Raw genomic sequence first — 21,014 nt, 5'->3', positions numbered from 1 at the left:
CTTATTTCGATGAATCGCGAGCATAAAAAATTTCGCCATTACCGGGTGTTTTATACAATTCACACACCCTCTGCATAGATGTTATTGTCGACTTAGTGGCCCACAAAGTCTGCAATAGTGATGAGAAGCTTTCCTGCTTTCCAGTTCTTCTGCCAGCTACTCGTAATTCTGGAAATGACTTCTCTCCTCATGCGTTTTCCGCCACTGCGGCAAACATGGTAGTGCTAAAGTGGGCCATTTTCCTCACGTTTTGGTACGTTTTTACACGTTTTTAACGATTTTTGAGGGAAGTGGGAAGGGAAAGAAAAAGCCTTACCAGTAGTTAACTTGTAAGGCTTTATTTTGGTAGGCCCGGTAGGGTTCGAACCTACGACCAAGGGATTATGAGTCCCCTGCTCTAACCGCTGAGCTACGAGCCCGTTGAAGAACAACGTGCAAAAACATTAGCAGAATCCGGCGGGAAAGGCAAAGTTTTTATCCTGCTATGAACGTTTTGGATTTGCAGAAGATATGCCCTTAAAAATCAGGTACGGAGGATATGCACCCATCAGAGTACCTATTTTCAGAGGAGATTGCTGCCATAAGAAAGGCTGGTGAAATCCATTGTAGATGGATGAAATCCGCAGATGATTTTCTTTTGGAAATCGAAACAGGGAATCTTTCCATGGAACTGGACAATTGTTTTATGTATTCCTGATTTGCCTTTTAATAGCCCGCAGGACAGGAAGTCATGTTCCTTTCTTCCGTACAAATTGACTGTTTGTGGGGAATTTGTATAATAATTTCATCGATTTTGAACAATATGAGGATGAAGGTAAAAGTTGGTTTCATAGAGGGCGCCGAGGAATGGCAAATTAATTTTTTTCTACGGCGTTTCCAGAAGATTGATGGATCTGTTCTTGAGTTTGAAATTGATAAGGAAAGGGCTGATTTTCTTATTGCCTTCCCTTGGTTATATACGTCTTCCAGAGAGAATTATCTTCAGTTTCTGGAGGAATCCCGCGGAAAGATTGTTATCATGGATGTACTGGGAGAGGCTCTGGCTCCCAATTTGAATTTGTTTGATTACCATATCGGTTTTGACGCGCCTGATGACGATGGGCGGCTGCTTTGCATGTCCTATCTTTTTGATTTGAGGATGAAATTAAAAGATCTTCACACAATGAATCCGGACGATGCATTATGCGGGAAAGACGGCTTTTGCAATTATATTTATTCCCACGGCCTGGGGCATCCGTACCGCATCCAGTTGTTTTCCGAGCTTTCCGCCTACAAGAAGGTGGATGCAATAGGAAAGCATTTAATAATACGCCATGCCCTATTCCAAGAGAGGCGGAGGACTGGCTGGCAGGAAGCGTTTTATTGAAAAAACCCTATAAGTTTTCCATAGCGTGTGAAAATAGCTGGTACCGGAGATATACGACGGAGAAGATAATAACGAGTTTTCTGGCCTGCACCGTTCCCGTTTACTGGGGTAATCCTCTGGTTGAGGAAGAATATAATCCGAAGGCTTTCATTAATTGTCATCGTTATTCATCCTTGAAGGAAGTTGTGGCGGAGATCAAAAGGATTGATGAAGATGAAGAATTATGGAAAGCCATGATGGCTGAACCCAGGCGGCTGCCGTGGCAGATTGAGCGGGAGCAGGAGAAGAAGGATAAATTTAACGCAGAGTTGATGAAAATTTTTACTTCTCCCGTTGAACATGTGAGAAAAAGGGGTGACGGCTTTTGGATGAACAATTACAGAAATTTTTTCACCGATAAGATGACTGTGAAGAAGGAAGATGACCGGAAGAAATTGAAGTCTGCTCTGAAGGAGTGGAATAAAAGGCTGTTTCCCAGGTTTTAAGGAGTATGGTGATTATAGCCTGCTATTTGTTTCCTGCCTGTTGCTATGCGGCGGGAAACCGGGCAGTCATTTTGATGGGCGGGGGAAGAAAGAAGCTGGTAGTTCTTCCTGGCAGGGCTGGAGGAACAGGCTGCTTGAAGAGGTCATTCCGATAAGATGCTGCTCCGCTTGTTGAACCGGATGGCCGTAGCAAATCAGGCCGGGGAAGAAATTGACGGGATTTGAATGGGAAGATGGTGTTTTCCCTTCAGGCCCGTTTTCCTGTCGCAAGGACGGACGCAGACAGGGGCATAGGAGGTTACACTTGCAGTTTCGTCCAGCTCCGTCCTTTGACAATTTTATAGAGAATTACGGATTGTACGGCCATTTCAAAGGCGAAGAGCATCCAGATGCCCCACAGGGTCATGGTTTCCGGCGCCAGCTTGAACCAGGCCCAGGTACACCCCACACGGAAAAAGCCCATGATACCGTAGGAGATGAACATGACTCTCCGCGTATCTCCAGCGCCGCGCAGGGACATTTTCATCACGATGCAGGCAGCGAAGAAGGGCTCCACCAGCAGCATGGTGCGCAGCACGGGAATTCCGGTATCAATGAGGGTCATGTTTCCATTGGAGAATATCTGCATGAAGAGGGAGGGGAAGATGCAGAAGAGCACTCCCAGGCCCGTCATGAAGATGATGGCGTACCGCATGCATTTCCAGATGGTGATGCGGGCCATCAGCGCATTCCTGGCGCCCAGGTATTGCCCCACAAGCGTGGAGGCCGCCATGCCGATGGCGAAGCCGGGCAGGAAGCTGAGGGATTCAATGCGCACGGCGATGTTGTGGACGCCGAGCACGCCCGTGATGGGAAGCTCGCTGATGATGGAGAGGCAGAACATCTGGATTCCCCACATGCCGAAGACTTCCACCGCTTGCGGGAGACCGATTTTCAGGATGCGCTTCTGCATGCCCATGTCCGGCCGGAGATGGGAGAAGGAGAGGTACAGAGGCGGCGCATAGTGTTCTCCCTTTTCCCTGACCAGTTCTTCCAGGGACAGGCCGGGATGTTCCGCGAAGATTTTTTTCCTGCGCCGCAGCATGATGAAGAGAAGCAGGCACATGCTGATACCGTAGCCGCAGACCGTTCCCGCCGCGATGCCGCCGATGCGCCAGCCGCCCAGCGGGGCGTCCGCAAAGACGAAGAGGACGCTGAAGATGACATTGAGGACGCCCACGTTCATCATGATCCAGAAGGGCAGCCGGGTATCCCCGGAACCGCGAAGCGCCGCGTTGACGGCAAAGACCACGCCGCTGAAGGGGGCCGCGAATGCGGCTACGTACACGTATTGCAGGGCGTATTCCCGCGCGGCTTCATTCATGGTCAGCACGTGGGTGACCAGGAATCCGCTGCATGCAAAGAGCAGCCCGCAGGAGATGATCCCGGCGAGCAGGCCGAGCATGGCGGCCTGGTGCAGCCCGTGCTGGGCCTGGGAGTAGTCCCTGGCCCCCGTCATGCGGGAGACGATGGCTGTGGCTCCCATCATGATGGAACCCTGGATCACAAAGCCGAACCACATCAGGAAGACGACGGCTCCCATGCCGTCGGAGATGTTGATGGTGTCCTGGGCGTCTACCCCTATCTTGGTGGCGATGAAAAGGTCCGACGAGGTGACGAAGAAGCTGAGGAGCTGTTCCAGAAAAGGCCAGAAGGCAATGACGGCTATCTGCCGGGGCAGTGAAAGCCCGGCCAGTTTGCCGCCCAGCCGCGCACGGGAAGCCCGGCCGCGGATGATGCCTTCTCTTGCGTCTCCCGCACTCATTTCTGGGCCGTGTAAATGCTGGCGATGCCTCCGTTGAGGGGTTCCGCCGTGATATTGGTGTACCCGCAGTTCCGGAGCAGGTTTTTCATATCTTCTCCGCTGGGGAACGCTTCAATGCTGTCGGCTAGGTAGTCGTAGGCCTCCCGGTGGCCGGTCATCCATCCGGCGATGAGCGGAAGGATGCGGTGCAGGTAAAAACGGTAAGGACGCTTCAGCAGGTTTTCAGGCAGGGAAAAGTCCAGGATGAGCAGGTGCCCTCCGGGGCGCAGCATGCGTCCCATTTCTTTCAGGGCGTCCGGATAGCTGGCCATGTTGCGCAGCCCGAAGGCTACGGTGACGGCATCGTAGGAAGCGGAGGGGAAGGGAAGGTTCATGGCATCCGCACAAACCAGATTCGTCAGTCCCCGTTCAGCGGCTACATCCAGCATGGGCTGGCAGAAGTCGGACCCCGTCAGGCGTATTTCCGGCATGGCGCGCAGGATGGCCAGGGCCAGGTCGCCCGTGCCGGTGGCCAGATCCAGCAGGCGTTCCGGCTTCCATTCCGAGACCAGCTGAACGACACGCTGCCGCCACAGCAGGTCCACCCCCATGCTCAAGACATGGTTGGTGGCTACATAACGCGTTGCAATGGCGGAGAAGGCAGCTTTGACGAATTCGGGGTTGCGCATGCGAACGGAGAGGGGGTGAAGTAAAAAAGAGCACCGGAAGTGCTCTTTTTTAGGAAAGGGATGGGGTGTCGGACGGGGCTCGAACCCGCAACTACCAGAATCACAATCTGGGGCTCTACCATTGAACTACCGACACCATGTAGTGCTGTGGTGCGGCAAACATTACCCGTGCATATTCATTTTGGCAAGAAGAAAATAAGTTTGACGAGGGTTTTTAGAGAAAAATCTTCCAAAGATGAAAATTGCTGTTTCATTGGGATAAATATTTGTTTCCCGTTTGGAAAACCATGACAGTGGGGAATGATGTTTTATTGTGTTGGCGGGGTTTTTAGGTAAACTTTTTCATTATGCTCGTTGACATGGTAAATTCCTCCTCTGGGGCCGACCCGGTACACTTTTGTGTTCCGGGCGGAGAGGAGAGATTGTGCCCGGCGCGTTCCGGGTGTCGTGTGAGCGCAGAGAGGCTCGTAATCCGGCAGGAGCGGCTTGTGGGTGCATTGGGAAAGGAGAGGAAAGACTGTCATGGCAGAGGCTGTGAACAGAAGCGGTGGTTTCATCATGCCATGAATTTCTATGTCGGGAGATTGCTTTGTCAAGCTCCTGAATGGAGTTGAATGCTTTTGGAAAAATGAGAAGGGATTTTTATCTATTTTTTGAAAACGTTTGTTTGAATTTATTTTGTTTCCAATTATTATTACTGCCGTTGCATGGCTCTCACATATTGCAACTAACTAATTTCAAATAATTATTGCCTATGAATTTTCTTCCTCATATTCCTTTGCTGTCTACAGTTTTTGTAGGGATGGGCTATTATTTGCTCCCGTTCAGCATTGTTTTATTATGGTTTTTAAACGATTCCAGAAAAACAAAGTATTTACTTCTTGGCGCATTGGTTCTTCTGAGCATGATCTGCACGTTTTTTGAAGAGGCATGCTGCCCAAGCAGGGAATATCCGTGGGACTGCATGGTAGAGTGCATGTTCAAGGGAATGCTGGTGCCTTTGCTTTGCCTGTTGGGTTATACCGTGTATGTGTTTTTGTGTACCTGTCTTCCTTCCGGGAAAAGTAAATGGAAAGGCGTGGGATTTATCGCCCTGGGTGTCATGAGTCTGGCGTTCGAGTATGTGAATGCCAGTTTTTCCATCATGCTGCTCACGGGATATTTCATCCTATTCATCATAAGAAGGAAGTTTCAATCCCATGTGCCTTTTTTGAGGAAGTGCAATGCCGTACTGGCTCTGGGCGTGATTCCGGGCATTTGCATGATTGGCGTCGTGTGCGCCCTTTTGTTCCCGCCGCCTCAGGATTACCTCTGTGAAAGAATCAAAGAGGAAATGAATCGGGATATGGCCATGTGGAACTACCGGAACAACTTGCTGCTACTGTCCTCCCGTTTTCTGGGCATGGAGCAGGGAAGCGACGGCATTACTGTGAAGTATTATTGTGAAACGAACATGGGTCCTGCCGTGTACAAGGCATTCTGCAATGGCTATGGAGGCTACAAGAGGGCTGAATGCGTTTTGCTGAAGAAATAGGCGGTACGTTTGCTTCTGTCTCTGCCCGTTTTTCTGAATGCAGGTGGTTCAGATTTCAATGTCCCCTTCAAAGACAAGGTCTGCCGGCCCGGTAAGGGTGACGTTGGTGAAGTGGTCTCCCGTGCGTGTGAAGCCGACTTCCAGCGTATCTCCCCCGGCTACGTCCACTTTGATGGGGGAAGGTGCGTCCGTCAGTACGGCGTGAACCAGAGCGCTCGCAGTCATTCCGGTGCCGCAGGCAAGTGTTTCGTCCTCCACTCCCCGTTCATAGGTACGTATGGCGATGTGGCGGGGAGACAGCACTTCTGCGAAGTTGGCGTTGGTGCCCTTGGGGGAGAAAGAGTCATGGTAGCGCAGGTAGGCTCCCATGTTGACGATGTCTGCGTCTTCCAGACTGTCCAGGAAAGCCACGGCATGGGGGACGCCGGTGTTCAGGAAATGGACGTCCGTTCCGACGACGTGGTCTGCATTCAGCACAAAAAGCTGGAGGGAATGCGGTTCTGTCAGGTTGACGGTGACATTGCCGTCCTCCCTGAAGGAGGCGGTGACGATGCCCGCCATGGTTTCGAAGGGAAGGGGCTTGGTCCGGTCATGGCGGAGCAGGGCTGCGGCAAAATTGCCGAAACAGCGCGCTCCGTTGCCGCACATTTCTGCTTCTCCGCCGTCGGAATTGTAATAGCGCATGCGCACCGCACCGCCTTTTCCCTGGGAGGACTCCACGGCAATCAGGCCGTCCGCGCCGATGCCGAAGCGGCGGTCACACAGGGCTTCTATGGTTTCCTTGTCCAGCACGGAAGAGAGGCTTTCGTCGCGGTTGTCCACCATGACAAAGTCATTGCCCGCGCCCGTCATTTTATAGAAATGAAGTAGCATAATAGTAAGTTGCGTTGTGCGGAAATCCTAGTCCCACCCCCCTGTTTTGGCAAGACAGCTTACATGAATGACATGGCGTCCACGTCAATGACGGCCGTCAGGTCGTCTCCCAGCCCGGCTTCCTGCACCAGCTTTCTGAGTGTGCGCGAGATAGCGCGCGCGGAAGGACCCTTGACCGTGATCTGGTACCTGAACTGGCCGTGGGCACGGGGAATGGGAGCGGGCATGGGATCCGTCATCGTCGTGTCTGGCGGCAGCATTCCGCGGAGCCTGGCTCCCAGGGTCCGGGTGGCGAATTCCGCCATGTTTTCATGCTGGGAGCGGATCGTCAGCACGGCGATGTGGGTGAAGGGCGGAAGATCGAAGGCTCGGCGCATTTCCAGTTCCTGAGCCGCGTAGCCGTCCGTATCATGATGCCGTGCATATTGCAGGGAGGGGGATTGCGGGGTGAACGTCTGGATAATGACTTCCCCGGACAGGTCTCCGCGGCCTGCGCGGCCCGCCACCTGCGTCAGGAGCTGGAAGGTGCGTTCGCCTGCCCGCGGGTCGGGAATGTAAAGGCCCAGGTCCGCATTGAGCACACCCACCAGTGTGACGCCCGGAAAATCCAGGCCTTTGGCGATCATCTGGGTTCCCAGCAGAATGTCTATTTTACGGGCCCGGAACTGGTTCAGGATGTCCCTGACGGCGTTTTTCCTCCGCGCCACGTCTGCGTCCACGCGCGTGATGCGCGCCGCGGGAAAGGCGCGGCGCAGGATTTCCTCCACTTTCTGGGTACCGTAGCCCTGGAGAAGAATGTTGGCGGATTTGCATTCCGGACAGGCTCTGGGCACCAGGGACTTGAAGCCGCACAAATGACACATCAGGCGGTCTTCCGTGCGGTGGTAGGTGAGGGGAAGGGAACAGTGCATGCACGTGATGACGTGCCCGCAGTCCGGACACTGGATGGAACGAGCGAATCCGCGGCGGTTGAGCAGCAGGATTACTTGTTCGCCTCTGTCCAGCCGACGGTCGATGGACATTCTGAGGCGTTCCGAAAGCACATTGGGGCCGGCTTTATTTTTACCCTCCGTTTTCATGTCCAGAATGCGGATCAGCGGGAGCTGCTGGCCGTCCGCACGTTCCGTCAGCCTGGCCAGGGCATATTTCCCGGTCTGGGCATTGTGGATGCTTTCCAGGGACGGTGTGGCGGAACCCAGAACGACGGCGCAGCCTTCCAGATGGGCGCGCAGGACCGCCAGGTCCCGGCCGTGGTAGCGGGGCGAGCTTTCCTGTTTGTAGGAGGCATCATGCTCTTCATCCACAATAATCAAGCCCAGGTTCTGGAGAGGTGCGAAGACGGCGGAGCGCGGACCGACGACGATGCGCGCCTTTCCGGACCGGATGGCGTGCCATTCATCAAAGCGCTCTCCGTCGGAGAGCAGGCTGTGCAGTACGGCCACGGAGGAAGGCATGTCAGCAAAGCGGGACTTGAAACGCTGGACGGTTTGGGGCGTCAGAGAGATTTCCGGAACCATGATCAGGGCGGATTTTCCCTCCTTCACGATTTGGGAGACCGCCTGGAGATAAACTTCCGTCTTGCCTGAGCCGGTAACGCCCTGAAGAAGCACCGGTTTTTTGGTTTCCTCCCGGCACATGGCCGTGACGGCTTCCAGAGCTTTTTCCTGCTGGGGGTTCAGCTTCATGGACTGGCTGGGGGCGAATTGCTCTCCGGTCGTAGGGTCCCGGTGGACAGGTTCTTCCCGCAGGGTAATGAAACCTTTGCCTGCCAGGCCGCGGGCGACATTCAGGGCGCCGGGTCCGAATTCCGACAGAGGCGCCGCCTTATGTTCTACCGTCGAAAAATAATCCAGCATTTGAGCCTGGCGGGGAGCCTTGCGGTACAGTGTGTCCAGTTCTTTCCGGGTGGCCTGTTTTTCCAGATGAACCATTTTCCGGATTTTCTCCGCCGTGTTTTCCTGCCGGACCGTTTCCGGCAACAGGCAGCGGATCATCTGGTCCAGGGCTACGGAATAATAGTCGGCCGCCCATGCGGCCAGATCCATCATCACCGGAGAAACCAGCGGTTCCGGGTCGATCAGCTTGAGAATCGGCTTGAGCTTGTCCCGCCACGCCGGATCCGGTTCGGAAAGGGTGAGAACGGTCCCCGTAGCCATTCTGTTGCGCAGGGGGATCTGCACGCGGCATCCGGGCCGGACGTTTCCGGCTTCCGGAGGAATGCCGTAGTCCAGCACCAGATCGCTTTGACCGTCAACCAGGATGCGTGCCGCCAGCATGGGATGAAAAAGGGCAGGGATTAATGATAGGCGAAGGGAAAACGGGAAATGCCGCTCATATCCTTCAGCACTTCCACGTGATTGTAGCCGTAGCCGTCCATGATCCGGATAACGGCAGCAGCCTGGTCATGGCCTATCTCCAGGGCCACGAATCCGTTTTCCGTCAGGTGCTCGCGGGCCTGGGAAAGAAAGCGTTCAATAATTTCCCACCCCTGGGGGCCGCCGAACAGGGCTGTATGCGGGTCTCTCATCACTTCCGGGGCAAGTTGTTCCCCGTCCGCGATATAGGGCAGGTTGGCAACAATGACATCAAAGCGGGCTTCCTGCATGGTCCGGAGCTGTTCCACGGTTTCTTCCATATTCTGCTCCGGTTTTTCCGCAGGCTGCCATTCTTCGTCGGCCGGAGTGGCAGGCAGGTTTTCAAACAGGTCCGTCTGAATGGTGGAAACCCTGGCTCCCAGCCTCATGGCGTTTTCCAGGGCCAGATCCAGCGCCTTGGGGGAAATGTCCGCCAGAACGACTTCCCGTGCGCGGTCCTTCAATTCCAGGGCCAGCGTGATGCCGATGATTCCGGACCCGGTACCCATGTCCAGGATACGGACGGGATGGGCAGGTATCCTGTTCAGGACCATTTCCACCAGTTCTTCCGTTTCCGGCCGGGGGATCAGGGCACGAGCATCCGTCAGGAACTCCCGGCGGAAAAATTCCGTGGTTCCCAGCAGATGCTGTAGCGGTTCTCCTGCGGCCTTGCGCTTCAAAAGCTGGCGGAGGGGCACCAGTTCCTCTTCCTCAACCGGTCTGTCAAACTGGGAATAGAGGGTCGTGCGGTTGCAGTGCAGAACGTGGGCCATCAGGTGCTGCATGGTGGCGCGTGCCTCGTCACAGCCCTGGCGTGCCAGGTATTCCGTGCCGGACTGCAAAACTTCCAGTAAGGTTTTCATGAAAAGGTGAGAAGGAGGGTTAGGACATGCCGGCTTCCGCCAGGCGTTCTTGCATTTCTTCATGCTGTAGGGCCATGATCAGGTCCTCCATCTGGCCCATCAGGATACCGTCCAGATTGTGGGAGGTGTAGCCGATGCGGTGGTCCGTCAGGCGGTTCTGCGGGAAATTGTATGTTCTGATTTTTTCTTCACGTCCTCCGGAACCGATCAGGCTTCGACGCGCGGCAGAGTACTTTTCCGCCTCCTCTCGCTTTTTGGCTTCAAATAGCTTGGCACGCAGGATTTTCATGCCCTTTTCGCGGTTCTTCATCTGGCTGCGTTCTTCCTCGCACCGGACGTAAACGCCCGTGGGAATGTGCCAGATCTGCACGGCAGATTCCGTCTTGTTCACGTGCTGGCCGCCTGCGCCTCCGGAACGGCACACTTCAATGCGGAGGTCCTCCGGGCGGATTTCAATGTCCACTTCCTCCGCTTCCGGCATCACGGCCACGGTAGCGGTGGAGGTGTGAATGCGCCCCTGCGTTTCTGTAGCGGGGACGCGCTGCACACGGTGCACGCCCCCTTCATACTTCAGGAAGCGGAAGACTTCATCCCCGGCAATGCGGCAGACGACTTCCTTGAAGCCGCCTACGTCGGAAGGGCTGCTTTCCAGATGTTCAAAACGCCAGCCGCGTTCTTCCGCAAAGCGCTGGTACATCCGGAGCAGGTCCCCGGCGAACAGGGAGGCTTCATCCCCGCCCGTACCGGCGCGGATTTCAATAATGGCGTCCCGGTCCTCCGTCGTGTCACGGGGGAGAAGGCTGTACTGGACGTCACTGCGCAATTTTTCCAGCGCTGCTTCCAGTTCCGGAATCTCCAGGGAGGCCAGCTCCGCCAGTTCCGGATCATCCGTCTTGGCCAGCTCCTGGTTGTCAGCCAGCTGCTGTTCCGTGGCGTTCAGGGCATCCCACGTGTCCATCAGTTCCTTCAGGCGGCGATGCTCCCTCATGGTTTCAGAGGCCCTCTTCTGGTCATTGAAAAAATCCGGTTCTGCAATGACTGTTTCCAATTCTTCCAGGCGCTGGCGGCGTTTTTCAATGAGGGGTGTGTAATCCATGGCGTTTGCGTGTGAAAAATTCTAAAAGATAACAGGGCTTTCTGGAAGTCAAATCCGGGGGATGTAAGACATGTTCCGGTATTTGAAAAGGAAGGGGATACCCCTCCCGGCTGTCCCGGCTGCGCTTTCCGTATTCCGGCATCGCCAGACCAAAAGAAAACCGCAGCTATTACGTCTTTCCAATATGCCTTCCCTAGTAAGGAGGGGCGGAAGCATCGTAACTGCTGCGGCGGTAAAGCTGGCATCGCGTACGGGACTCGAACCCGTGTTGCCCGCGTGAAAGGCGGGAGTCCTAGACCGCTAGACGAACGCGACTTTTAGGTTTGCAGGGACTGCGCGGCGAAGTAAACACCATCACTGTTTCAAAGGCAAGGATTATTTGATCATGAAGTAAAAAATTATGCTATTTGCCTTCCGGAACGTGGGATTCGTCATATTCATCCAGCCTGTGTTGCCAGAGGTAGTACTGCGTTTGCTGAACAAGCACTCCGGAAAGGGCCAGCAGTGAAATTAGGTTGGGCAGGGCCATCAGTCCGTTGGCACAGTCTGCAAAGACCCAGACCAGGTCTATTTTTGAGATGCAGCCCGTAAAGACGGCAACCACCCAGATGAAGCGGTAGGGCTTGACCAGTTTCAGGCCGCCCAGATATTCCAGGGCTTTTTCTCCAAAGTAGGACCACCCGAGAATGGTGGATACAACGAAGGTGACCAGGCTGAGCGTCAGCAGGGGAGAGCCCATGTAGGGGATTTTGCTGAATGCCAGGGTGGTAAGGCGGGAGCCGTCGCTGCATGAAATGTCCGGATGGGCAATGATGCTGGTGGTGAGCACGATGCCCGTCAGGGCGCAAATGACCACCGTATCCCAGAATGGGCCGCTGGAGGAAATGAGCGCTTGCCGGACGGGGTTGCGGTTCTGGGCCGCAGCGGAGGCTATGGCGGCGGAACCCAGTCCAGCTTCATTGGAAAACAGTCCCCGGGCCACGCCGGTTCTCATGGCGGTCATGACGGCGGCACCCACGACGCCGCCCGCAGCGGCTTCTCCCGTAAAAGCGCAGTCCAGAATGCACTGAATGGCGGGAAGGATATGGTCCGCCTGGACGATCAGAATATACACGCAGCCAAAAATGTACAAGACGGCCATGAACGGAACGAAAAAGGCGCACACGCGGGCTATTCCCTGAATGCCGCCCAGCATGACCAGGGCGGTCAGCGCCGTCAGGGCAGTGGCCGTGCCCCATGCAGGAATGGAGAAGGCATGATAGAGCTGTTCCGCGGCGGCATTTCCCTGAGTCAGGTTGCCGATGCCAAAGGCGGCAATGGCCGTGAAGACGGCGAAGAGCACGCCCAGCCATTTGCATTTCATGCCGCGTTCCAGTACGAACATCGGGCCGCCGCTCATGTTGCCGTCCTTGTTTTCCACACGGTACTTGATGGCGAGCAGCCCTTCCGAGTAGCGCGTGGCCATGCCAAGCACCCCCGTCAGCCAGCACCAGAAGATGGAGCCGGGTCCCCCTGCGGCAATAGCCACTCCCACACCGATGATGTTGCCCGCTCCGATGTTGGCCGCCAGGGCCACCATCAGAGAACTGAATGGGGAGATATCCCCCTTGTCCGTGTGGTCTTTCACAAAGTACAGTTTCAGGGCCTTGAGCAGATAGCGTTGCGGAAAACGCAGAATGACGGTCAGGTACAGATGCGTGCCCAGCAGCAGAATGAGCAGAGGCCAGCCCCACAGAAAGGAACTGAAGGCGGACAGCCAGGAGGTGAGCATGTCTCCGGTTTGGAAGAAAGCATTTTGCAGAGCATCAAACATACCGCAGGAACTCTAAGGGAAAACTGCCTAGTGGCAAGTTCTTTGATGGTTTGACGGGCGGATGGAAGAAAAAGGCGGCCCTGGAAAATGAAAAAACCGCAGAAGAACGTTTTCTGCGGTTTTGGAAGCCGGAAGGTTTTCCTGGCGGGGGTAACCCGGCTGTTCCCTGTTCCCTGTTCCCTGTTCCCTGTTCCCTGTTCCCTGTTCCCTGTTCCCTGTTCAGGTGAATTATTGAATTTCCCCTGTTCAGTAATATAGATACAAGCTTTTTATTTTGAAAGAATTTTGAACCTCGTAAAATCTCGAACAATACAAATACTGAGAAGATTATCCTTAATTTTCTTATTATATTGTTAATAAAGGAAGTAGGAATAATTTCTTTTCCGTAAGCAGCGAGTATGGGATGAGAGACGTTGCCGTTGTGCTACCCCGCTCTTTTTTAATTGAAGGTTGATTCCGGATCCAAATCGGACCTTTGGTTAAAAGCCGTAAAAAAGGAATAAGCCCCCGGAAAAGGACTAGATGCCGGGATACAGTAAACCCGCGGGAATCCTTTCGGATCTTGGCTCCGCGGGTTTACCTTCTCATCCCGGAATCAACTCCGGAAAAGGTTCAAATTCAATTCCTTGATGATGGATTGAAGTGCCGCCTGCCCCCTGACAGTGTTTCCTGCCGGGTCCAAGGGGGGAGAGAAGGCTGCCAGCGCCATCTTGCCGGGGGATACGGCCACCAGGCCGCCTCCCACGCCGGATTTGGCGGGCAGCCCTGCCTTGTACATCCAGTCTCCGGTGGAGTCATAGAGACCGGACATGCACATTTCCGCCAAAATGGGCGGAACGTTTTCTTCTTTCACCACCCGTTTCTTGCTGACCGGGTTGATGCCTCCGTTGGCGTAGCAGGAGCCCATCAAGGCAAGCTGGGCTGTGGTGATGTTGAGGGAGCACATGCGGGTGTACAGGTCCACGATCATCGGCGGCGTGTTGTAGAAGTAGCCGTAGCTGTCCAGCAGCCACGCGATGCCGCGGTTGTGCTGGTTGGTGGCGCTTTCCGATTTGTATATTTCCTGGTTGACCGTCAGGGCCGTGTTGGCGAAACTGTTGAAATTATTCATCATGTTTGCCCAGATTTCATCCGCGTCCGCGCCGTTGACCAGGCTGACGGTAGCCATGGCTCCGGCATTGACCAGCGGATTGAGCGGTTTGCCACCGTGCAGTTCAATGGCCATGACGGAGTTGAACGGTTCCCCGGTAGGATCCGCCCCGATTTTTGTCCTCAGCTGTTTCATGCCGACCAGGTCCATCACATAAGCCAGGTTGAAGGCTTTGGAGATGGATTCAATGGCGAAGGGCGTGTCCGCGGACCCTGCCGTCAGTACGTCTCCGTTGACGGTGACGGCGGCGATGGCCAGCAGATCGGATGGGACCTGTGCCAGGGCAGGGATATACGAAGCGTTTTTGCCGCCCTGGACGGTTTTTGCAAAGGCGTAGGCATTGTCCAGCGCCGTTTGTATTTGTTCTTTGGAAGGAATGTTGTCCATGAGAGTATCTCGGATTGGTTGTGATGCCTAGCGGTTCGGATTCGTTTTTTCCCAGCCGAAGGGTTCAAAGGCGTCTTCCGGGTCCACGGGGCGTTTCCAAGAGGGCTTGGCCATGGCATGGATCACGAATGGTATGCCTGCGAAGATGAATGCGCCCACAACCAGCAGAATGATGTACATGGCGTTGCTGCCCACCGTGATCTGGTTCGGCGGGATGAAACTGACCAGGAAGGCCGCCAGGCTGGCCAGGAAGCCGAGGCCGCCCACCACCCACATGCCGAAGGTTTTACCGCCGGGAATGCGGAAGGTGCGGGGAGTGTTGGGTTCCCTGTAGCGGAGATAAATGCCGGAGGCGAACATCAGCATGTACATGATGAGGTACAGGATGATGGTGAGCTGGGAGATGATCTGGTAGGCGGACTGAACGGAGGGCATGATCACGAACATGATGGAAAGCAGCGTGACGATGCAGCCCTGAATGATCAGAATACCTTCCTGCACATTATTCTTGTTCCGCTTCTGCATGACGGGCGGCAGGTTGCCGGCCAGGCCCACCTGGTAAAGACCCTTGGAAGGACCTCCTACCCACGCGGTCACCTGGGCCAGAACGCCCACAGCCAGCGCCAGCGCCATAATCCAGTTCATCCAGCCCAGGCCAAAGAAGCTGAAGTAGTTGTCATAGGAGATCAGCAGGCTTTGCACCAGGTTGATCTGGGAATTGGGAATGATGAAGCCGATGGCCAGCGTGCCCAGAACGAAGATGACCACCGTGATGATGGCGGAAATCAGAATGGCCAGCGGATAGTTGCGGCCGGGATCGTTTACGTCCTTGACGTGTACGGCAGACATTTCCATCCCTGCGTAGAACAGGAAGATGCTGGCTGCCAGAACCAGGTTGTTGAAGTTGGTCATGTCCGGCACCAGTTTGTCCCAGCTCATGTCCAGCAGGATGGGGTTGCCTCCGGCCCAGTAGCTGAGGCCCAGCAGAATCAGAATGGCGCCAGGAATGATGGTGCCGATCATGGTTCCCCATTTGGTGACCCCGGCGGAAGTCCTCATGCCGCGCAGGTTGAGCAGCGTAGCGGCCCAGTACACACACAGCACGATGATCAGTATGTACCATTTATTGGCGGCCAGGGCTTCGTCCCAGCGCTGGTTGGGTCCCATGAATGCCAGGGATACGGCCGCGAAAGTAAGCACAGTCGGGAACCAGATGGTACTTTCAATCCATTGAAGCCAGATGGCCAGGAAGCCCCATTTCTTGCCGAAGGCTTCACCCACCCACCGGTAAACGCCGCCTTTCTGGGGCCAGCCGGTGGTGAGTTCCGCAGCTACCAGGGAGACGGGAACCAAAAAGAAGACCGCAGCAAAAATGTAATAAAACACGGAACTGAGTCCGTACGTACTTTCCGCCGGCATGCCTCGGAGGCTGACAATAGCGGAAACGTTAATCATGGCGAGGGTGAATACCCCCATCCGGATGGCGGATTTTACCGCCGGGGCATTGTTCGGAGCAGCGGGACTGGTTGTGGCAGTCCCTGGTTGAGTCGTATTATTCATTGGTTTATTCCGGGTTGAGAATCGGGAGGCGTCGGGCTGTTGCCAGGCACCGGTCCTTATGGGAACGACTAGCCGGCACGGGTTTTCGTTGAAGATATGGAGCAGATTGCGTTATTGAGTTTGTCTTAACAGACCTTGGCGGAACGGGGAAGAATCCGGAAAACAGGTTCATATCCCGGGCAGTTCCGTCATGTGTTTAAAGAGAGACTGGATGAGGGAAGGAACGAGTGCCGACTAATGCGGCAGAGTTCCGGTTTTCCCATTCCTGCGTTGAGTGATCTGGATGAGGAAAGGCTTTTTAGTGGAGGGTGCCGGATGGAGACGGAAAACCGGGTGAGTACGCTACAAGGGGAATTGTCCATGAAAGTTTCTGCAAACGGCAAGAATTCCAACGGAAGATATGGAAGACTTTTGAAGAGTTGCGGACAGAAGGCGGATATGTTTTGAAGCGGCCATGAAAAAGATTCCGGACGCGGTTTAAAAGCTTCTCAAGGTGTCCGACCACGCAGTTTCGGAATGAATTACTGCGTTCTTGGGGAAGCAGTTGCCGCCGTATGCGGAGAGAATCAGATCTGATTTTTTCAGGATTTTTGCATTGTTGGCAGGGCAGGGGCTGGTTGTGGTGGAGATTGAGATACCTTGCAGTCCGGAATGATTCATGAGGGTAGTCAGTCCATTACGGCTGTTGCGTTTCCGTGGCGCGGAGTCCTGTTCCCGGGAATAAGAAAGCGCCGGGCGGACCCGGCGCTTTCCAGTGTGTTTTGCTATAGCGGAAAGTATAATGTTTCCGGATCAGACCACTCCCTGGTCGATCATGGAGTCAGCCACCTTGACAAAGCCGGCAATGTTGGCGCCGGTGACGTAGTTGGTGAAGGATTTGTCAGAGGAGTATTCCCTGGCGTGGGCCAGAGCGTTGGCGTGAATGTTGGCCATGATGCTCTTGAGCTTGTGGTCCACTTCTTCGCGCGTCCAGGAAAGGCGTTGGCTGTTCTGGGACATTTCCAGGCCGGAGGTGGCTACGCCGCCGGCGTTCGCCGCCTTGGCCGGACCATACAGGATCTTGGCGGCCAGGTAGGTTTCAATGCCTTCCAAGTCCGTAGGCATGTTGGCTCCTTCGGCAACCAGGGTGCAGCCGTTCTTGATCAGGGTGCGGGCGTCTTCTCCGTTGATTTCATTTTGCGTGGCGGAGGGGAAGGCGCAGTCGCACGGAACGCTCCAGGGACGCTGTCCTTCAAAGTACTGTGCCTTGGGGAACTGTTTCACGTATTCTGAGATGCGGCCGCGGCGTGCGTTCTTGAGATCCATGACCCAGGCCAGCTTTTCCGGAGAGATGCCGTCGGGATCGTAGATGTACCCGTTGGAGTCGGACATGGTGACGGGCTTGGCTCCCAGTTCATTGAGCTTTTCAACGGTGTATTGCGCCACGTTGCCGGAGCCGGACACCAGGCACACCTTGCCCTGCAGGTCCTCGTTGCGGGTGGCAAGCATGTTCTGGGCGAAGTAGACGCAGCCGTAGCCGGTCGCTTCCGGACGGATCAGGGAACCACCCCAGTTCAGGCTCTTGCCAGTGAGCACGCCGGTGAATTCATTGCGGATTCTCTTGTACTGTCCGAAAAGGTAGCCGATTTCGCGGCCGCCTACGCCGATGTCCCCGGCGGGAACGTCCGTATCCGCACCGATATGGCGCTGAAGCTCCGTCATGAAGCTCTGGCAGAAGCGCATCACTTCATTATCGCTCTTGCCTTTGGGGTCGAAGTCAGAGCCGCCCTTGCCGCCGCCCATGGGCAGAGTGGTGAGGGAGTTTTTGAAAACCTGTTCAAAGCCCAGGAATTTGAGGATGCCCAGATTCACGCTGGGATGGAAGCGGAGGCCGCCCTTGTACGGTCCGATGGCGCTGTTGAATTCCACGCGGTATCCGCGATTTACCTGAACCTTGCCCTGGTCGTCGATCCACGGCACGCGGAACAGGATGGTTCTTTCCGGTTCAACGATCCGTTCCAGAATCGCGTGATCTTCGTACTTGGAATTCGCGGCCAGGACCGGTTCGATCGTGCTGAGCACTTCCTGAACAGCCTGGATGAATTCTTTTTCGTGACTGTTCTTGGATCTGACCAAGTCGAGTACGCGCTGGGAATATGTCTGTGCCATCTCTCTGTATTGTATTTGGGTTAACGCTGCGTGCGCGGCTGGTTCCGCGTGTGCGCCTTCCGTTTATCATTCCGCAACACTGGCTAGCAATCATTTTTTTCTTTGATGAATAGAAGGGGTCAGCAGGAAAATGGAAAATATCTTTCCATGTTGTGATTTTTAATCTGACCCCTTGATGAAAGGTTTCATGCCACTTGGTTGTCATGGGAAGCGGAAGACTTTGCCGGGATTTCTTCCGGACCGGACGAGAATCGGTCAGCCGCGTGTTCTTCCCGTCTGAATTTTTCAATCCGCCATGAAAGAACCGGGTGGAGGAGGCGGTTTTATAGCCTTAACAGGATGTAGCGATCGCTTGTTTCAAAACCAAGTTTTTATATAATGAATATTCATCTTCCATGTGATTGAGATGAATTTCCGGACATCTTGCCTTCTGAGGCCCGCCAAAGTTAGCTACCGTAATTTTGCGGCATTCCCTTTCCTGCGATTGGCCTTTAGAGTAGAGACATTAAGCAGCCCTGCATTTTTTTCCGGAGGGGCGGGCGGGAAGAGGTGCCGTTATGAAAATGCAAGCCATGCAGGTGGCGATGATCCGTCCCGTGCCTGCAGCAATAAAGATCGATAAATCATTTTTCCCTGGATGCTCCCTTAGGTAGGTTTCCGTTTATTCCCGGAAGCGATTCATGTTGGAAATTTTCCCATGGACGAGGCAGATTCCATGCGGATATCTATGAAATTTTTCAGATCATCCTTGTTTGCCTGCCGGTATTCCATCTCTCTTTTTCCATTAAAATACAGTTCATTATTGATCTTGGTCCGACATTTTCATCTGAAAAAGACTGCGGTTGTTCGTTTCTGCTGTTTCCTGCCGCATGAACGGCTTCCTGATCAGGTCGTCAGCCGTTCGATCCAGGCTCTGGTTTTCAGGTCCGTTTCCGCCATTTTCCTGGCCCGGTGAAGCAGGGTTCCCATGGATTTTGGGATGCCCATGTGCAGGCGGTTGCTGATCCATGCGTAGGGAACCATGGTACTTTGCCGCACGGCCAGCGCAATGACGAGTTTGGAAGGGTGGCTGTAGGGTGTAGTGAGCAGTTCTTCTTCTGACAGACCGAAAGCCTTCAACCCGTTTTTGACAATGATTTCCGCCTGATATTCCCCTATTTCTGAGGCCCGGACACCTGTCGTAACGGGTTTTCTGCGCGCCAGCCTGGGAAGTTCGCTCACCAGTTTGGCACGGAAGGAGCTGGACCCGTAGCACCAGCCGCGCTGGACGGTTCCCGGACCCACGTGCCCTACCGGAATCAGGGAGCGTTCGTCCATGCGTTCCGCTTCAAAACGGCCCATCAGGTGGTTAAGATATTTCTGGCGGCCTTCTTCCGTGTCCGTGCAGCCGAAGCATACGAGACCGCGCTCCGGATGAATCCATTTGGGGCGTTTGGCAGGGGCATCCAGCCACGCCGGAAGGCTGGTCCACTTGCAGCCGGACAGAAAGGTATGGCGGCGCGCCAGCCCGGAACGCGCGGGGTTCAGGTGGATGTAGTCGATGATGGTGGAAAAGTAGTGGGCATTGTCCGCCTCCACCACCATCGCGTGGTAGCGGCCCGCAAAGAGGTGGCCGCGCATGCGGTGGCGCGCATTGAAACGCTGGGTATAGGCGGTTTGCAACCATTTCATGCCGTCCACTAGATTGGCCCTGGAAGTCTGGAAGAGAAGATGGTAATGGTTAGCCATCAGCGCGTATGCATAGACGGTCCAGCCGCATCTTCTGGCGGCCTCCTGGAATGTCCGCAGAAACGTCTTCCTGTCTTCATCATCCAGATAGATGGCGTCTCCGCGGTTGCCTTCACTCTGTACGTGGTAAACCGCTCCGGGGTACTCTATTCTCAGCGTACGGCTCATAATTCCGGAAGCGTACCGGATGGAGGTAAAAATTCAAGTTTGTTGTTATTTTTAACCTGACCCCGGTTGCGAGGCAAGAGGATGTAAAATTGCATTTTAAACGAAGGCATTTTTCTGAGAAGAGAGGTTTCCCCTCGCTGTATTTCCTGCCGGAATCATGACGGTCCTACGATTGGAAGTTCTTCAAGACCTTTCCCATATCAACCCAATTGAAACCTCCGGGAAACTGGAACGTCCACATTGCTCCCCTCGCTTGGTCGGAAAAGACCATGGACAGAATTCCCTTTTCCGGTTTTCCCGTCCACGAAGCGGTCACAGGCGTGCCTCTCTCTACATGGACCGTCCTGTTGCCGATCCCTTTTTCAGGCGCTCTCAAGAGCTTGACGAGTTTCTTCCCCTCTTCAATGGCTTGGTAATAATGTCCGTAGGCTTTTCCGGCGGAATTACCGATATTCACCAATGCACTCGTCCATCTGCCGTTTCCCGGTTTTCCCCTTTCCATTACCGGAGATACGGTTACGCTAAGTTCAAAGTTTTCATGTTTCGGAAAAATACGAACGTCATTAATCTCGTACATAGATGACGTCGTGATGTTTTTACCGGATTTCAAGACGCGGGCGGCATCGGTTCCATGAATATAGCGGTCCAGCACCATCAACTGCTCCGTTTTTTCTGTTCCGTCCTCCTCTTTCCAAACGAAGCGGAAGAGAGCGTTTTTGCCCCATTCCCTGGGCAGGGAAATTTCTTTGCTGCTTCTGTTTGTCAATGTCAGGCGCAGGCCGAATGAGAAACTGAAAGGGCCCCCTCCTTCATAAGATTCCAAGGAAACCTTCAGGGGAGATTCGGGATCCTCCAGCGGTGCCGGATACACTCTCGCGGAAACATGCTCTCCCTCCGTCATCCAGATTTCATTGCCAACAATGAGTTTGTCACCACGCGTTTATTCCAGTCCCACTCTGGTTTCATATTCCGTTTTGCCCGTCCTGGTATTTAGGACGGAAAGGCGGCCACTCCATC

General features: G+C 54.5%; 15 protein-coding genes and 3 tRNA genes. 3 read left to right on the top strand and 15 right to left on the bottom strand.

The features are described 5' to 3' along the window. Positions 1–343: 343 nt before the first annotated feature. Positions 344–419 (bottom strand) — tRNA-Ile (locus V3C19_RS07995). A 389-nt stretch (positions 420–808) separates the two neighbouring features. On the opposite strand from V3C19_RS07995, the gene V3C19_RS07990 reads away from it, so the two are divergent. Together V3C19_RS07990 and V3C19_RS07985 are read left to right on the top strand one after the other, a co-directional pair. Next, positions 809–1,366: a hypothetical protein gene (locus V3C19_RS07990; RefSeq protein WP_330937064.1), complete on the top strand. Its 558-nt coding sequence runs from the start codon at positions 809–811 to the stop codon at positions 1,364–1,366. Then, positions 1,363–1,851, top strand: coding sequence for a glycosyltransferase family 10 (locus V3C19_RS07985; RefSeq protein ID WP_330937063.1), 489 nt, complete (start codon positions 1,363–1,365; stop codon positions 1,849–1,851). Before V3C19_RS07990 ends, V3C19_RS07985 begins: the two co-directional genes overlap by 4 nt. Before the next feature lie 298 nt (positions 1,852–2,149). On the opposite strand, the gene V3C19_RS07980 is transcribed toward V3C19_RS07985, so the two are convergent. The 3 genes from V3C19_RS07980 to V3C19_RS07970 all read right to left on the bottom strand — a co-directional run bounded on the left by V3C19_RS07980 (position 2,150) and on the right by V3C19_RS07970 (position 4,459). Further along, positions 2,150–3,655: an MATE family efflux transporter gene (locus V3C19_RS07980; RefSeq protein ID WP_295934071.1), complete on the bottom strand. Its 1,506-nt coding sequence runs from the start codon at positions 3,653–3,655 to the stop codon at positions 2,150–2,152. After that, positions 3,652–4,323, bottom strand: a complete 672-nt coding sequence (locus V3C19_RS07975) for a ubiquinone/menaquinone biosynthesis methyltransferase (RefSeq protein WP_130083773.1) — start codon at positions 4,321–4,323, stop codon at positions 3,652–3,654. Before V3C19_RS07975 ends, V3C19_RS07980 begins: the two co-directional genes overlap by 4 nt. Before the next feature lie 61 nt (positions 4,324–4,384). Then, positions 4,385–4,459 (bottom strand) — tRNA-His (locus V3C19_RS07970). 768 nt (positions 4,460–5,227) lie between these two features. Here V3C19_RS07970 and V3C19_RS07965 point away from each other — a divergent pair. Next, positions 5,228–5,857, top strand: a complete 630-nt coding sequence (locus tag V3C19_RS07965; protein ID WP_130083772.1) for a hypothetical protein — start codon at positions 5,228–5,230, stop codon at positions 5,855–5,857. A 48-nt stretch (positions 5,858–5,905) separates the two neighbouring features. Here the strand turns inward: V3C19_RS07965 and dapF are convergent, their stop codons facing one another. The 11 genes from dapF to V3C19_RS07910 form a co-directional block, all read right to left on the bottom strand. After that, positions 5,906–6,730: a diaminopimelate epimerase gene (gene dapF / locus V3C19_RS07960; RefSeq protein WP_295934073.1), complete on the bottom strand. Its 825-nt coding sequence runs from the start codon at positions 6,728–6,730 to the stop codon at positions 5,906–5,908. Between the two features lie 59 nt (positions 6,731–6,789). Continuing rightward, positions 6,790–9,006: a primosomal protein N' gene (priA, locus tag V3C19_RS07955; RefSeq protein ID WP_295934074.1), complete on the bottom strand. Its 2,217-nt coding sequence runs from the start codon at positions 9,004–9,006 to the stop codon at positions 6,790–6,792. A gap of 20 nt (positions 9,007–9,026) precedes the next feature. Beyond that, the gene (gene prmC, locus V3C19_RS07950; RefSeq protein ID WP_295875375.1) at positions 9,027–9,947 is read right to left on the bottom strand and encodes a peptide chain release factor N(5)-glutamine methyltransferase; all 921 of its coding nucleotides are present in this window, start codon (positions 9,945–9,947) and stop codon (positions 9,027–9,029) included. A gap of 19 nt (positions 9,948–9,966) precedes the next feature. Beyond that, complete coding sequence (gene prfA / locus V3C19_RS07945) at positions 9,967–11,043, bottom strand: peptide chain release factor 1 (protein WP_295934076.1); 1,077 nt, start codon at positions 11,041–11,043, stop codon at positions 9,967–9,969. Positions 11,044–11,282: 239 nt separating this feature from the next. Next, positions 11,283–11,358, bottom strand: a tRNA-Glu gene (locus V3C19_RS07940). A gap of 88 nt (positions 11,359–11,446) precedes the next feature. Beyond that, on the bottom strand, positions 11,447–12,856 hold the full coding sequence (locus V3C19_RS07935) for a sodium:alanine symporter family protein (protein WP_295934077.1): 1,410 nt from the start codon (positions 12,854–12,856) through the stop codon (positions 11,447–11,449). A gap of 595 nt (positions 12,857–13,451) precedes the next feature. Further along, the gene (gene glsA, locus V3C19_RS07930) at positions 13,452–14,393 is read right to left on the bottom strand and encodes a glutaminase A (RefSeq protein WP_130083766.1); all 942 of its coding nucleotides are present in this window, start codon (positions 14,391–14,393) and stop codon (positions 13,452–13,454) included. A 27-nt stretch (positions 14,394–14,420) separates the two neighbouring features. Further along, the gene (gene gadC / locus V3C19_RS07925; RefSeq protein ID WP_130083883.1) at positions 14,421–15,869 is read right to left on the bottom strand and encodes a putative glutamine/gamma-aminobutyrate antiporter GadC; all 1,449 of its coding nucleotides are present in this window, start codon (positions 15,867–15,869) and stop codon (positions 14,421–14,423) included. Positions 15,870–16,745: 876 nt separating this feature from the next. Next, a complete protein-coding gene (gene gdhA / locus V3C19_RS07920) occupies positions 16,746–18,101 on the bottom strand; it encodes an NADP-specific glutamate dehydrogenase (RefSeq protein WP_130083765.1) in 1,356 nt (451 codons plus the stop codon). An 885-nt stretch (positions 18,102–18,986) separates the two neighbouring features. Next, positions 18,987–19,997 (bottom strand): transposase, encoded by a 1,011-nt coding sequence (locus V3C19_RS07915; RefSeq protein ID WP_295875362.1) that lies wholly within the window; start codon positions 19,995–19,997, stop codon positions 18,987–18,989. A gap of 166 nt (positions 19,998–20,163) precedes the next feature. After that, the gene (locus tag V3C19_RS07910) at positions 20,164–20,820 is read right to left on the bottom strand and encodes a hypothetical protein (RefSeq protein WP_295934616.1); all 657 of its coding nucleotides are present in this window, start codon (positions 20,818–20,820) and stop codon (positions 20,164–20,166) included. Positions 20,821–21,014 lie beyond the last annotated feature (194 nt).

Origin of the sequence: Akkermansia sp. AE01SA01, assembly GCF_036417395.1 — a bacterium.
Lineage (GTDB): Bacteria > Verrucomicrobiota > Verrucomicrobiia > Verrucomicrobiales > Akkermansiaceae > Akkermansia.
This window is presented reverse-complemented; position numbering and strand designations above follow the sequence as displayed.

Excerpts from the sequence above, each read along its gene's own strand:
- prmC (WP_295875375.1), bottom strand. The coding sequence starts at position 9,947 with ATGAAAACCTTACTGGAAGTTTTGCAGTCCGGCACGGAATACCTGGCA.
- V3C19_RS07980 (WP_295934071.1), bottom strand. The coding sequence starts at position 3,655 with ATGAGTGCGGGAGACGCAAGAGAAGGCATCATCCGCGGCCGGGCTTCC.
- prfA (WP_295934076.1), bottom strand. The coding sequence starts at position 11,043 with ATGGATTACACACCCCTCATTGAAAAACGCCGCCAGCGCCTGGAAGAA.
- V3C19_RS07975 (WP_130083773.1), bottom strand. The coding sequence starts at position 4,323 with ATGCGCAACCCCGAATTCGTCAAAGCTGCCTTCTCCGCCATTGCAACG.
- V3C19_RS07915 (WP_295875362.1), bottom strand. The coding sequence starts at position 19,997 with ATGAGCCGTACGCTGAGAATAGAGTACCCCGGAGCGGTTTACCACGTA.
- gadC (WP_130083883.1), bottom strand. The coding sequence starts at position 15,869 with ATGGGGGTATTCACCCTCGCCATGATTAACGTTTCCGCTATTGTCAGC.
- priA (WP_295934074.1), bottom strand. The coding sequence starts at position 9,006 with ATGCTGGCGGCACGCATCCTGGTTGACGGTCAAAGCGATCTGGTGCTG.
- dapF (WP_295934073.1), bottom strand. The coding sequence starts at position 6,730 with ATGCTACTTCATTTCTATAAAATGACGGGCGCGGGCAATGACTTTGTC.
- V3C19_RS07990 (WP_330937064.1), top strand. The coding sequence starts at position 809 with ATGAAGGTAAAAGTTGGTTTCATAGAGGGCGCCGAGGAATGGCAAATT.
- V3C19_RS07935 (WP_295934077.1), bottom strand. The coding sequence starts at position 12,856 with ATGTTTGATGCTCTGCAAAATGCTTTCTTCCAAACCGGAGACATGCTC.
- gdhA (WP_130083765.1), bottom strand. The coding sequence starts at position 18,101 with ATGGCACAGACATATTCCCAGCGCGTACTCGACTTGGTCAGATCCAAG.
- V3C19_RS07965 (WP_130083772.1), top strand. The coding sequence starts at position 5,228 with ATGATCTGCACGTTTTTTGAAGAGGCATGCTGCCCAAGCAGGGAATAT.
- glsA (WP_130083766.1), bottom strand. The coding sequence starts at position 14,393 with ATGGACAACATTCCTTCCAAAGAACAAATACAAACGGCGCTGGACAAT.